10 protein-coding genes and 1 tRNA gene are annotated in these 13,530 nt (G+C 68.6%); 10 read left to right on the top strand and 1 reads right to left on the bottom strand.

The annotated features are described in order from the left end of the window. Window positions 1-10 precede the first annotated feature (10 nt). The 4 genes from tmk to ABTX24_RS08890 all read left to right on the top strand — a co-directional run bounded on the left by tmk (window position 11) and on the right by ABTX24_RS08890 (window position 4,034). Complete coding sequence (tmk, locus tag ABTX24_RS08905; protein WP_350838956.1) at window positions 11-661, top strand: dTMP kinase; 651 nt, start codon at window positions 11-13, stop codon at window positions 659-661. Then, complete coding sequence (locus tag ABTX24_RS08900) at window positions 658-1,818, top strand: DNA polymerase III subunit delta' (RefSeq protein ID WP_160026318.1); 1,161 nt, start codon at window positions 658-660, stop codon at window positions 1,816-1,818. The genes tmk and ABTX24_RS08900 overlap by 4 nt, the downstream gene beginning before the upstream one ends. Next, window positions 1,815-3,335: an alpha/beta hydrolase gene (locus ABTX24_RS08895; RefSeq protein WP_350838954.1), complete on the top strand. Its 1,521-nt coding sequence runs from the start codon at window positions 1,815-1,817 to the stop codon at window positions 3,333-3,335. The genes ABTX24_RS08900 and ABTX24_RS08895 overlap by 4 nt, the downstream gene beginning before the upstream one ends. 111 nt (window positions 3,336-3,446) lie before the next feature. After that, entirely contained in the window at window positions 3,447-4,034 is a 588-nt protein-coding gene (locus tag ABTX24_RS08890) for a hypothetical protein (RefSeq protein ID WP_350838952.1), read from the top strand. 12 nt (window positions 4,035-4,046) lie between these two features. Here the strand turns inward: ABTX24_RS08890 and ABTX24_RS08885 are convergent, their stop codons facing one another. Next, on the bottom strand, window positions 4,047-4,973 hold the full coding sequence (locus ABTX24_RS08885) for a LysR family transcriptional regulator (protein ID WP_350838950.1): 927 nt from the start codon (window positions 4,971-4,973) through the stop codon (window positions 4,047-4,049). Between the two features lie 11 nt (window positions 4,974-4,984). Between ABTX24_RS08885 and ABTX24_RS08880 the strand changes: the two genes are divergently transcribed. The 6 genes from ABTX24_RS08880 (at window position 4,985) to ABTX24_RS08855 (ending at window position 13,490) form a co-directional block, all read left to right on the top strand. Continuing rightward, a complete protein-coding gene (locus ABTX24_RS08880) occupies window positions 4,985-5,260 on the top strand; it encodes a hypothetical protein (RefSeq protein WP_350838948.1) in 276 nt (91 codons plus the stop codon). Window positions 5,261-5,273: 13 nt separating this feature from the next. Further along, window positions 5,274-5,346: transfer RNA gene (locus tag ABTX24_RS08875), tRNA-Thr, on the top strand. Window positions 5,347-5,532: 186 nt separating this feature from the next. Beyond that, window positions 5,533-6,660: an SMI1/KNR4 family protein gene (locus ABTX24_RS08870; protein WP_350838946.1), complete on the top strand. Its 1,128-nt coding sequence runs from the start codon at window positions 5,533-5,535 to the stop codon at window positions 6,658-6,660. 486 nt (window positions 6,661-7,146) lie between these two features. Continuing rightward, on the top strand, window positions 7,147-9,423 hold the full coding sequence (locus tag ABTX24_RS08865) for an immunoglobulin-like domain-containing protein (protein ID WP_350838944.1): 2,277 nt from the start codon (window positions 7,147-7,149) through the stop codon (window positions 9,421-9,423). A gap of 10 nt (window positions 9,424-9,433) precedes the next feature. Continuing rightward, window positions 9,434-11,989, top strand: a complete 2,556-nt coding sequence (locus ABTX24_RS08860) for an alpha-L-arabinofuranosidase family protein (RefSeq protein WP_350838942.1) — start codon at window positions 9,434-9,436, stop codon at window positions 11,987-11,989. Between the two features lie 10 nt (window positions 11,990-11,999). Further along, entirely contained in the window at window positions 12,000-13,490 is a 1,491-nt protein-coding gene (locus tag ABTX24_RS08855; RefSeq protein WP_350838940.1) for a family 43 glycosylhydrolase, read from the top strand. The last annotated feature ends 40 nt before the right edge of the window (window positions 13,491-13,530 follow it).

Genomic DNA, 13,530 nt, shown 5'->3' with positions numbered 1-13,530 from the left:
GGTTTGGCTCGTGAGGTTTCCGGGTGTCTATGCAGAGCACGGCGTCTTCGTCTGTTTCGAGGGCGGCGAGGGGTCGGGCAAGTCGACCCAGTCGCGCCTGCTCCACGAGGCCCTGACCGCCCGCGGCCACCGGGTCCTGCTGACCTTCGAGCCGGGCGACACGGCCGTGGGCAAGGACGTACGCCGCATCGTGCTGTCCCCGGAGACCGGAGACCTCGACGACCGGACCGAGGCGCTCCTGTTCGCCGCCGACAAAGCCGAGCACATCGAGTCGATGGTCCGCCCGGCGCTGGAGCGGGGCGAGGTGGTCATCACCGACCGCTATGTCGACTCGATGCTGGCCTACCAGGGCGCCGGCCGGGTGCTCGACGCCACGCAGCTCGAGGAGGTGGCGCGGTGGGCGACCGCCGACCTGCGGCCCCACCTGACCGTGCTGCTCGACCTGGACCCGACAGCCGGCTTCACCCGGTTCGAGGAGCGCGATCGGATGGAACAGGAGTCGGTCGAGTTCCACCAGCGGGTGCGCGCCGCGTTCGTCGGGCTGGCGGAGCGGAATCCTGACCACTACCTGGTCCTGGACGCCCGCGCTCCGGTCGAGGAGATCCACGCCGCCGTGCTGGCGCGCCTCGAGCCGCTGCTCACCCAGGCGGTGAGCGCATGAACGTCGCCACGACCTCGGTCTGGGACAACCTGGTGGGCCAGCGCCACATCATCTCCACGCTGCAGACCGCCGCCGCCGGCCACGGCATGACCCAGAGCTGGCTCTTCACCGGACCTCCGGGCTCGGGACGGTCCAACGCCGCCATCGCCTTCGCCGCCGCGCTCCAGTGCCCGAACGGCGGCTGCGGCCAGTGCCACGCGTGCCACACGGTGCTGGCGGGCAGCCATGCCGACGTCAACCTGGTCCGCACCGAGAAGCTGACCCTCGGCGTCGACGAGATCCGCGACCTCGTCCGCCAGGCCGCCCTCAGCCCGGCCGGAAGCCGCTGGCAGATCCTGATCATCGAGGACGCCGACCGACTCACCGAGCAGGCCAACAACGCGCTGCTCAAGGCGGTCGAGGAGCCCGGCGCCCGCACGGTCTGGATGCTCTGCGCGCCGACGGTCGAGGACGTACTCCCGACCATCCGGTCCCGGTGCCGGCTGGTCACGCTGACCACCCCGACCGCGCCCGACGTCACCGTCTTCCTGCAGCGCACGCTCGGTGTCGACCAGGAGCGCGCGGCCTACGCGGCGCGCGCGAGCCAGAGCCACATCGGCCGGGCCAAGGCGCTGGCCCGCGACGACGACACCCGGCGCCGGCGCGAGCAGGTGGTGGCCTACCCGGCCCGGCTGAACACCCTCGCCGACGCGCTCCGGGCCGCGGGCGAGCTCGCTGCCGTCTCGAAGGAGGAGGCCGACGCGGTCACCGCCGACCTCGACGCCCAGGAGAAGGCCGACCTCGACACCGGCTACGGCGTGGTCGATCGCGGCCGCAGGCCGCGTGAGTACGGCCCGGCGCTGTCCGCGCTCGAGAAGGACCAGAAGCGCCGCGCCACCCGTCGCCACCGCGACGTGATCGACCGCGGGCTGATGGACCTGGTCTCGGTCTACCGCGACGCGATCGCGATGGCCGCCGGCGCTCCGGTGACCCTCGTCAACGAGGAGCATCGGCGCGAGATCGAGCAGCTCGTCGCGGCCTCGACCCCCGAGCTCAACCTGCAGCGGATCGGGGCGATCTTCGAAGCCCGTGAGCAGCTGCTGGAGTTCAACGTGCAGCCCCAGTTGGTGCTGGAAGCGATGATGGTGGCGCTGTTGCCGCCCGGAGGAGATCAGTGAAACTCAAAGCAGTGACCGGCGCCGCCGCGCTGACCGCTCTGACCGTGATCGCCGCAGGCTGCGGTGCCGACAGCGGCACCCCCGACGCCGACCAGGTGAGTCCGAGCGCGGAGGCGACCGCGGCCCCGAGCGAGGGGCTGCAGACCTTCTACAGTCAGAAGCTGGACTGGAAGGACTGCAACGGCGCCTTCGAGTGCGCGACCCTCGAGGTCCCGCTCGACTACTCCGACCCGACCGGCCGCACCATCGAGGTCTCGGTCATCAAGGACCCGGCCAACGAGAAGAAGATCGGCTCGCTGGCGATCAACCCGGGCGGCCCCGGCGGCTCCGGCATCGAGTACGCCCTCTACAACAACCAGTCCTTCAGCTCCACCGTCCGCGACTCCTACGACATCGTCGGCTTCGACCCGCGTGGTGTCGGGCAGAGCACTCCGGTCGACTGCCTCGACGACGAGAGCCTCGACGCCTACGTCGCGGTCGACCCCGACCCCGACACCCCGGCCGAGGAGAAGGCGTACGTCGACACCGGCGTCGAGATGGCCAACGGCTGCGCGGCCCAGAAGGACGGCATCTCCGCCCACGTCAGCACCGTCGAGGCGGCTCGGGACATGGACGTGCTCCGGGCTGCCCTCGGTGAGGACCAGCTCGACTACTTCGGCGCCTCCTACGGCACCCAGCTCGGCTCCACCTACGCCGAGCTCTACCCCGACCGGGTCGGCCGGTTCGTGCTCGACGGTGCGATCGAGCCCGGGCTGAGCGTCCTCGAGGCCAACCTCGCCCAGGCGAAGGGCTTCGAGGTCGCGCTCCGCTCCTACGTCGAGAACTGCGTCGACGAGGGCGACTGCTTCCTCGGCGACACCGTCGACGAAGGCGTTGAGCGCGTCCAGAAGCTGATGGCCGACATCGACGCCGAGCCGCTGCCCGCCGGAGACCGCGAGCTGACCGCCGGCAACGCGCTCTACGGCCTGATCACCCCGCTCTACGTCGAGTCCTACTGGCCCTACCTCACCGACGCCCTCCAGGCGGCGATGAAGGGCGACGGCTCCCAGCTGATGAGCCTCTCGGACAACTACGCGGGCCGTGACCCCGAGGGCGGCTACATCAACAACACGATGGAGGCCAACTGGGCGATCAACTGCCTCGACGACTCCTCCGGCCTCAGCCCCGAGGACGTACGCAAGCAGCTGCCCGCCTTCGAGGAGGCCGCTCCCACCTTCGGCGCGGCCCTGGCCTGGATGCTCAACGGCTGCGCCGCGGAGAAGTTCAAGGCCACCGAGCCGGAGCCCGAGATCGACGCCCAGGGCTCCAACCCGATCGTCGTCGTCGGCACCACCCGCGACCCGGCCACGCCTTATGAGTGGGCCGAGGCCCTCGCCAAGGCTCTCGACAACGGTGTACTCGTCTCCCGTGACGGTGACGGCCACACCGGCTACATGCAGGGCAACGGCTGCGTCGACGACGCCATCGACGACTACCTGGTCGACGGCAAGGTTCCCGACGACGGCTTGGAGTGCTGATTTACCCCATGTGGGGTGGGTCCTCACCGTCTCCGCCCGCTGGATCTCACTGACCCAGAGGATCACTTCTCGTCATTTCACCTCGAGAAGAAGGGTCACGAGCACGTGATCATGAACCAGCGAGTCCGTTCGACGACGAAGGCATTCGCTGCCTCTGCGGTCGCCGCCCTGGCGATCGCGGTCGCCCCCGTCATCAGCCAGCCCGCCCACGCAGCCACGCCGCCGGCCACCGTGTCGGCCAAGGTCATCACCAAGGTCATCAAGGTCTCCGCCAAGCCGTACGGGACGAGGTCCTACCGTCCCGTCGGCAAGCTGACCGCGGGCGGCAACCCGATCAAGGGCAAGCGCATCCACCTGCAGAAGAGGGCCAGCGGCCGCTGGATGAGCGTGACCTCCTGCGTCACGAACAAGTACGGCAAGTGCGCCGTGATCGTGACGCCGAAGGTCAGCCGCTACTACCGCTGGAAGTTCGCCGGCGACGCCAACCGGCGCGCCGACGTGTCCGCGTCGTTCTACCTGAAGAAGCGCGTCTCGGGTCTGGACTACACCTACGCCAACGGCGAGCAGGTTTTCAACGCGACCTCGACCAACGACCGCGACTGCGGCGAGATCCCGGGCTACAAGAAGCCTGTCCGGGTCAACAACAGCTCTGACCCGTGGCGCCTCGACGCCGACAACGACGGCTACGGCTGCGACTGAGCCACACCGGGCCTAGCGCCGGTGGACCGGGTCCGCGATGGCCTGGATCCGCTTGGTGGCCAGCTCGATCATCAGCGTGGCGGCGGGGGAGAGGGTGGCGTCGGTGCGGTGGACGACGGCGAATGTGTCGTACGTCCTGGGCCGCAGCGACACCCAGCCGGCCTTCGGCGCCAGCCGGGGGAGCAGCTGTTCGGCTGCTCCCTTGGCGATGACGCTGTCGGCATAGCCCATCCCCACCAGCTCGACGGCCGTCTCGATGTCCTCGACCTCGATCCGGCTGGGTGGGTTGCGACCGGTCTCATGGAGCAGGTTGCGGATGGTGACCCGGGTCGGGTCCTCGGCGCTCCAGCTCGTGTCGGACATGACCAGCGAGGCCAGCGAGAGCCGGTGCGGGGTGACCGGTGTGGCCAGGTGAGCGGGGTCGGCCGAGATGTAGACGAGCTCGTCGCGTGCCACGGGCGTGACCTTCAGGCCCGGACCGGAGACGCTGCCGACGAGCAGCATCGCCGCTTCGAGCCGTCCGCGTCGCAGGTCCTCCTGGACCTCGGCTGAGTTCTGCCCCGTCAGCTCGACGCGCACGCCCGGGTACCGGTCGAGCACGTCCGCCACCAGACCGGCGCCGCCGTAGAGCCGCGCGATCCCGAACATCCCGAACCGGATCGTCCCGGTCTCGAACTGTTTTACCGCCTGCACAGCCTTGCGCGCGTCCTCCGCGGCCGCGACCGTACGCTCCGCGTGCGGCCTCAGCTCGTCGGCCACCCCGGTCGGCACCACCCCACGCCCGACGCGCCGGAAGAGCTGTACGCCGAGCGTACGCTCGAGGCCTCTGACCTGCTCCGAGATCGACGGCTGCGCATACCCGAGCTCGTCGGCCGCCGCGGTCAGCGAGCCATGCTCGTAGACCGCGAGGAACACGCGGAGCTGGTGCAGCGACAACATAGAGACATCCTATGACTTTCCAAGGAAAGATCGTCTACCTCTATGAATCGCCGGCGGTCATCATTGAATCACCACCCCTGTGTCCGCAGTCGGTGGTTGACCCACGTTCAGAGAAGAGCACAGCAACAATGAAGCACGGCGTACGCCGCCTGGGCCGCCTCATCGGCAAGGGCAAGCCCACCCGCATGACCATCGACGAGCACGTCGAGGCGCACCGTTTTAGTGTCGAGCGCGCAGTCTCGGTACACTCATCCGGTCCGCTCAACCAGACCCGCTTCATGCGGTAACGGCTGACGGTTCGCCGCCTTAGCTCAGTCGGCAGAGCGTCTCACTCGTAATGAGAAGGTCGTCGGTTCGATTCCGACAGGCGGCTCGGATAGAAACCCTCGTCTGACCAGCCCGAATAGGGTAGGGATGACGGGGGTTCTTCATTGTCATACGCCCGCCTCGCCGGTTTGTGGCCCCGGACTCCACCCGGACGTGCTTGGTAGGCCTCGTGCCTCTGAGGTTCTGCGCTGCACAAACGTTGATGTCGGTGGTGCCTGCAATGATGCGCGCCATGCCTTCCGAGTCCTCCGTGCAAGTGCCGTTCGTTCCCGAGGTCACTGCTGCCTGGGAGCGCATCAGAGCGTGGTTGGAGGAGTGGGCGCCGTACAACCTGGGCAGGGCTCGACCGCCGGCTCCTGCCGAGGTGATCAAGGACCTGGTGGCGAAGTTCGATCTGGACCCTCAGCTCGCGACATTGCTCACCGTCGTGGATGGTGAACTCAACGCCGGAGTCCTGTTGGCGCCGAGTGTCAGCCTGATGCCGGCATCGAAGGTTCGTCGCTTCGAGCTCCTCGACGGTGTCCGAGACTGGGCCGGTGACATCCCGGATGAGCTCGAGTGGATCGAGTTCGCTGTCGATGGCTCTGGTGCGACGCTGGTGATCGAGCACGGTGACGGAGACGATCGAGGCGCAGTGAAGGTCGTCGAGTACGAGTTCGGCTATGTCGGGAAGAAGGTGTGGCCGAGTCTTCTCGCCATGCTCGAGGAGGTCGCGGACGGTCTGGAGACGGGAAGCCCGGTGAGCGGTGGGCGCGGCGGCTCTGACTATGTCCCGGTGCTCGGCGGGGACGGCGAGATGTGGTGGGACTCTGCCGATGATGCGACATCCTGGTCTGACTTGTCCTGGCGGCAGGCCATGGAGCGGCTGCGGCGAGCGGACCCTGAGGCGTACGCCACACTGCGACCTCCCGCACCGGGCGATGCGCTGGGCTCCCTGCGTGATGGGTGGCGACGGGTGCCGTCCCAGCTCGCTGACCTGATGAGGCTCTGTGACGGTGCGACCGGGCCGGCGGCGTACCGAATTCTTCCGGGTGGCTATCGCCCGTTCACCAGCGAGGAGATCCTCGCCGGGATCGAACGGCTCGGGACGCCACCACAGATGGGCCGCCCGCCGTCGCCCGCGGAGCGGGCTGAACGTCCGAAACGAGGGCCCGTGGAGCTTGACCCGACCTTCGATGAGCATCGCTGGGACTCGATCCCGCCGATCCCGTTCGCGGTGTCATCAGCAGGAGCTGAGCTGTTGATCTGTCGGAACCGTCGAGGTGAAGATGGCGCCGTACAGGTGGACGAGGACGGATGCGGAACCCGCCGGACTCTGTGGCCGAGTGTTGCCGTGATGGTCCAGGACATCGCACGCTGAGACCGTCGCCGCGACCTTGTAGACGAATCCCGGCGCGTGACTCTTTGACGGGTGTCCAGCGTGGTTGGGTCGTATTGCCACACTGCGTTAGTTGACCTCGCCTTCGCAGTCGGGCGGGAGCGCCGCAGGAGTCCCGCCCTGATCGGACAGCCGTGTTTCGTCGAACTGCGTGGTGGCTCCGCGCGCCCCGGCGTACGAGACCCAGCCGCCATCTGCCTGCGGTGAAGCCATACGTCGTTGTTGAGCGGATCCGAATTCAACGGGTACGCGGGTCTGACCAGCCAGAACACGGTAGGAACGGCGGGGGTTTCCTTCGTTCTCGTCCGCCGCGCCGTCGGGGAGCAGTCGGCGGGACCACCCAAGAGACTTGGCCGGCGGCTCTTGACGACAGCCTCAACCCCCTGGTTATGTTAGCGCTCACATTCATGTGATCGCAGTCACACATGAGTAGCCCGGCGTTTGTCCAAAGCTGACCCTGGAGCGCAGATGGACCAGTCGAAACCGACCCCCGACAACCCGCGCCGGAAGCATCTCGCGCGCACTCTGGCGGCGCTCGCGTCGTTGCCCCTGATCCTGGCCGGCCTGGCGACCACCGCGCCGGCGCAGGGCGCGAGCGACGTAGGGCTCGTCGTCCACTATCCCCTCGACCAGACCACCGGCACCACGGTCGTCGACGAGTCGGGCGCCGGTCGCAACGGCACCATCTCCGGTGATGCGACCTGGCTCGGCGGCGAGGGGCTGTCCCTCGGCGGCACCAACGGCCACGTCAGGCTGCCGAACGACGTGATGGCCGGGCTGACGTCGATCACCGTCTCCCTCGAGGTGAAGATCGCAGCGGACCAGGCCACGCCCTACTTCATCTGGGGCCTCGGAAACACCGGCTCCAACGGCTCGGGCAACGGTTACCTGTTCACGACCGGCAACGCCTACCGGACGTCGATCGCCACCGGCAACTGGAGCACCGAGCAGACGGTCACGGCCGGCCGAAACCTTGCCCGAGACACCTGGAAGACCATCAGCTACACGCTCGCCGACGGCACCGCGGTGCTCTACGAGGACGGTGTCGAGGTCGCCCGCCGCACCGGCGTGACCATCACGCCCGCTCAGATCGGCAACGGGGTCACGACCGCGAACTACCTCGGTCGATCCGTCTACAGCGGCGACCGTCACCTGAAGGGGCAGCTGCGCGACTTCCGGATGTACGACCGCGCACTGACGGCGGCAGAGGTCCACGAGCTGGGCCACGTCACCGACGAGCAGCGCGTCGAGCGCGACCTCGCCTGGCTGGAACTCGGTGACACGTCTCGAGTCGTCAGTGACCTCTCGCTCCCGGCCAGCGGCCCGAACGGCTCCACCTTCACCTGGGCCTCCTCCGACCCAGCTGTCGTCTCCGCGACCGGTGACGTCACCCGCCCGCCCTACGGCAGCTCCGACGCCACCGTGACCCTCACCGCCACCGCAACCCACGGCTCCGCGAGCCAGCCCGAGGCGTTCACCGTCAACGTTCCCGCCGACATCAGCGACGAGGAGAAGGTCACCCGCGCCGCAGCAGCGCTCAAGGTCTGGGACGCCGATCAGATCCGCGGCAACATCACGCTGCCGACCCAGGGCCTGCACGGCACCACCGTCAGCTGGACCTCCAGCGAGCCCACGATCGTGACCCCGACCGGCGAGGTCAGCCGGCCTGCGTACGGCGAGAAGGCCGTCCGCCTGGCACTCAACGCCACCGTGAGCCTGGGCAAGGTCAAGGACAAGCGGCAGTTCCGGCTGACGGTCCTGCCGCTGCCCAAGCAGGAGCCGCTCGAGGGCTACACCTTCGCCTACTTCACGGGTGAGGGGACGGCCGACGGCGAGCAGGTCTACCTCGCCGCCAGCAGGGGCAACGACCCGCTCCACTGGGACGAGCTCAACGGCGGCCAGCCGGTGCTGCGGTCGCAGCACGGCGACAAGGGCGTACGCGACCCGTTCATCATCCGCTCCCCGGAGGGCGACAAGTTCTACCTGATCGCCACCGACCTCAAGATCTATGGTAACGGGGACTGGGACGCGGCACAGCGCCGCGGGAGCCGCTACATCGAGATCTGGGAGTCCACGGACCTCGTGAACTGGTCCGAGCAGCGCCACGTCCGCGTGTCCTCGCCACAGGCCGGGAACACCTGGGCGCCCGAGGCCTACTACGACGAGGGGATCGGTGCGTACGTCGTCTTCTGGGCCTCGAAGCTCTACGACGAGTCCGACCCCGAGCACGCCGGCAACACCCACAACCGGATGGTCTACGTCACCACCCGGGACTTCCGGACCTTCAGCGAGCCCCAGGTGTGGATCGACCCGGGCTACTCGGTGATCGACTCCACCGTCGTCGAGCACGAGGGGACCTACTACCGGTTCACCAAGGACGAGCGGAACAACACCTCGACGACGCCCTGCAGCAAGTTCATCGTCGAGGAGAAGGCCACCTCGCTGCTCGACCTGGACTGGGACTTCGTCGCCGAGTGCATCGGCAAGGCCACCGCCGAGAACCCCGGCATCGACCGCGGCGAGGGGCCGACGATCTTCAAGTCCAACACCGAGGACAAGTGGTACCTGTTCATCGACGAGTTCGGCGGCCGCGGGTACGTGCCGTTCGAGACCACCGACCTGGACTCGGGCTTCTTCCGGATCTCCAGCGACTACCAGCTTCCCAGCCGCCCCCGCCACGGGACCGTTCTGCCGGTGACCAAGGCCGAGCTGGACCGCATCCGCACCGCCTACCGCGTGTTCTGAGGAGACCATCGTGCACAGAATCCGTCTGCTGACCGTCCTGTCCGCCGCCACCGTCCTCGCCCTGCCCCTGTCCTACGCAGCGCCCAGCCTCGGCGCGGACCGACGAGCCGCTGCACCCGAACCCGACTACACGATCACAGCCCACGCCGGTCAGGCCGGGCCCGAGATCAGCGACTCGATGTACGGCGTCTTCTTCGAGGACATCAACTACGCGGCCGACGGCGGTCTCTACGCCGAGCTCGTGCGGAACCGGTCCTTCGAGTTCCTGCCGGCCGACAACCGCTCCTACACCGGGCTGACCGCCTGGACCCCGCGAGGCGAGGGCGGAGGCAGCGGCACCGCCACCCCCGTCAACGACGGCTCCCGGCTCAACGAGCGCAACCGCACCTATCTGCAGCTGTCCCTGACCAACACCGCCGGCGGCACGTACGGCGTCTCCAACGGCGGCTGGAACAACGGCGTCGCGCTCGAGGCCGGCAAGAGCTACGACTTCTCGGTCTGGGCACGCTCGGACACCGCCAACGGCACGCCCCTGACCGTGTCGCTGCGCGACGAGACCGGCGCCACCTCGTACGCCGACCCGGTGCGAATCCAGGCCGACGGCGACACCTGGAAGAAGTACGCCGGCACCTTCACCGCGACGTCCACGACCGACTCCGCACGGCTGTGGCTGCAGGGGGAGGGCGTCGGCACCCTCCGCCTCGACATGGTCTCGCTGATGCCCGAGGACACCTTCATGGGACGCGAGAACGGGCTGCGCAAGGACCTCGCCGAGAAGATCGCCGCGCTCGAGCCCGAGTTCGTGCGCTTCCCGGGCGGCTGTCTCGTCAACACCGGCAGCATGTCCGGCTACGACGCCGCCTCCGGCTGGCAGCGCGCCAGGTCCTACCAGTGGAAGGACACCGTCGGCCCGGTCGAGGAGCGCGCGACGAACGCCAACTTCTGGGGCTACAACCAGTCCTACGGACTGGGCTACTACGAGTACTTCCAGTTCGCCGAGGACATCGGGGCGATGCCGCTGCCGGTCGTACCGGCGCTGGTCACCGGCTGCGGCCAGAACCGGGTCACCGACGACGAGGCCCTGCTGCAGCGCTACATCCAGGACACCCTCGATCTGATCGAGTTCGCCAACGGCCCGGTCGACTCCGAGTGGGGCGCCCTGCGCGCGGAGATGGGACACCCGGAGCCGTTCGGACTCACCCACCTCGGTGTGGGCAACGAGGAGAACCTGCCGACGGAGTTCTTCGAGCGGTTCGAGAAGTTCCGCGCGGCCATCGAGGCGCGCTACCCGGAGATCACGATCATCAGCAACTCCGGCCCCGACGACCAGGGCGCGCTCTTCGACCAGCACTGGGCACAGAACCGGGCCGCCAGCGTCGACATGGTCGATGAGCACTACTACAACTCCCCGACCTGGTTCCTGCAGAACAACGACCGTTACGACAGCTACGACCGCAACGGGCCGAAGGTCTTCCTCGGTGAGTACGCCTCCCAGGACAACAAGCTCTTCAACGCGCTGTCCGAGGCTGCGTACATGACCGGGCTCGAGCGCAACGCCGACGTCGTGCGGCTCGCCTCCTACGCCCCGCTGCTGGCCAACATCGACCACGTGCAGTGGCGCCCGGACATGATCTGGTTCGACAACGACCAGTCCTGGAGCTCGGCGAGCTACGAGGTCCAGAAGCTGTTCATGAACAACGTCGGTGACCGGGTCGTACCCAGCGAGGCGACCGGCAAGGTGATCGAGGCGCAGCCCATCACCGGCGGCGTCGGCCTCTCCACCTGGGCCACCTCCGCGGCGTACGACGACGTGTCGGTCACCGCGCCGGACGGCACCGAGCTGTTCGCCGACGACTTCCAGGACGGAGACGCCGAGGGCTGGAGCTCCCTGGCCAACCGAGGCAGCTGGTCGGTCGTCGACGGTGCCTACACCCAGACGGACGCTGCCGCCCAGGACACCCTGGTCGGGGCCGCGGACATCACCGCGAGCGACTACGACATCAAGCTCAAGGCCAAGAAGCTGTCCGGCGCCGAGGGCTTCCTGGTCGCGTTCGGGGTGAAGGACTCCGGCAACTTCTACTGGTGGAACATCGGGGGCTGGAACAACACCCGCACCGTCGTCGAGAAGGCCACCAACGGCGGCAAGGAGACCCTGGTCGCCCGTGAGGGTCACTCGGTCGAGACCGGGCGAACCTACGACGTACGCATCGAGGTCCGCGGCACCCACGTCCGGCTCTTCCTCGACGGCCAGCTCTTCCAGGAGTTCGACGACGACCAGGTCACCGAGCCGTTCGCGCAGGTGGTCACCCGTGACGAGGCGACCGGCGACCTGCTGGTCAAGGTCGTCAACGCCCAGGCCGAGCCGGCGGTCACCCGCGTCGACCTCGGCGTCAAGGTCGCCTCCAGGGCGCAGATGACCGTCATCAGCGGCGACCCGGAGGCGCAGAACACCCGTACGGCGCAGCCCATCAAGCCGGTCACCAGCACCATCCGCGGCGTGGACAGCACCTTCACGCGCACGTTCGCGCCGTACTCCGTGACCTTCATCCGCATCCAGACCCGGTAGGGGAGCATCCATGTCCGATCACCTGAACCACCTCAGTCTCCGGGCCGGCCTCAGCAGACGACACCTCCTGCAGGCCGGGGTCGGCCTCGGGGCCGCGGCCGCCCTCGCCGGGCACGTCGCGCCGGCCGCCGCGGCGCCGCCGACGCCGATGCCCGGCGACGCCGAGATCTGGGGAGTGCCGACCCTCAACCCGCTCGTCGAGCGCCGGGCCGACCCGTTCGTCACCCGGCCCGTCGACGGGATGTACTACCTGACCGGCTCCGTGCCCGAGTACGACCGTCTGGTGATCCGCGGATCGGCCTCGCTCGCAGGCCTCGCCACCGCGGCGGAGTCGGTGATCTGGCGCCGCCCCGCCAGCGGGAAGATGGGCGGTCACATCTGGGCGCCGGAGCTGCACCGCATCGACGGTCGCTGGTACGTCTACTTTGCGGCCGGCGACTCCGACGACGTCTTCCGGATCCGGATGTACGTCATGGAGTCGGCGCTCGCCGACCCGCGAGACCCGGCGGGCTGGGGCGCGCCGCAGCAGATCGTCACGCCGTGGCAGAGCTTCGCCCTCGACGCGACCACCTTCGAGCACGCCGGCCGCCGCTACCTGGTCTGGGCGCAGAGCGAGCCCGAGATCGCGGTGAACACCAGCCTCTACATCGCCGAGATGAGCTCCCCGTTCGCGATCAGCACCTTCCCGGCACGGATCGCGACGCCGACCCGCAGCTGGGAGGTGCAGGGCTTCAAGGTCAACGAGGGGCCCGCCGTGCTGGTCCGCAACGGGCGCGTCTTCATGACGTTCTCGGCCAGCGCCACCGACTCGCGCTACTGCATGGGCCTGCTCACCGCCTCGGCCGACGCCGACCTGCTCGACCCGGCGTCGTGGGTCAAGAGCCCCGATCCGGTGTTCACGACGAACGTGCAGACCGGGCAGTACGGCCCAGGGCACAACTCGTTCACGGTCGCCGAGGACGGCGTGACCGACGTCCTCGTCTACCACGCCCGGGACTATCGCGACATCACCGGCGACCCCCTCTACGACCCGAACCGGCACGCTCGGGTTCAGAAGGTGGTGTGGCACGCGGACGGCACACCCATGTTCGGGGTCCCGGTCGGGAAGGGCGGGCCGATCGTACGGCTCACCCCGCTGGACGCGCCGGGCTCGTTCGTACGCCACTACGAGTACGCCGTGCGGGTGGACCATGCCCCGAGAGAGCTCGCCGACAGCCAGTTCCGCTTCGTTCCCGGTCTGGCGGGCGACGGGTCGGAGTCGCTGCAGTCGGTCAACTTCCCGGACCGATATGTCCGGGTCACCGGCGGCATGATCCGGATCGCCCCGGTCGAGCCCGGCCCGGCGTACGCCGCTGAGGCCAGCTTCCGACGGATCCCGGTCAAGGGCGGGATCTCGCTGCAGGTGGCCACGGACCGCGGCGACTACCTCCAGCACGCCCGCGGCGCGCTCACCGTCGGCGGCACCGCGGGACGGCGCTCCAGCACCTTCGCCCTGACTTGAGCCGCTGGGTAACGTCGATCTGAGTCGTTACCAAGGCACC

Source organism: Nocardioides sp. NPDC127514, assembly GCF_040302125.1.
Taxonomy (GTDB): Bacteria; Actinomycetota; Actinomycetes; order Propionibacteriales; family Nocardioidaceae; genus Nocardioides.
This window is presented reverse-complemented; position numbering and strand designations above follow the sequence as displayed.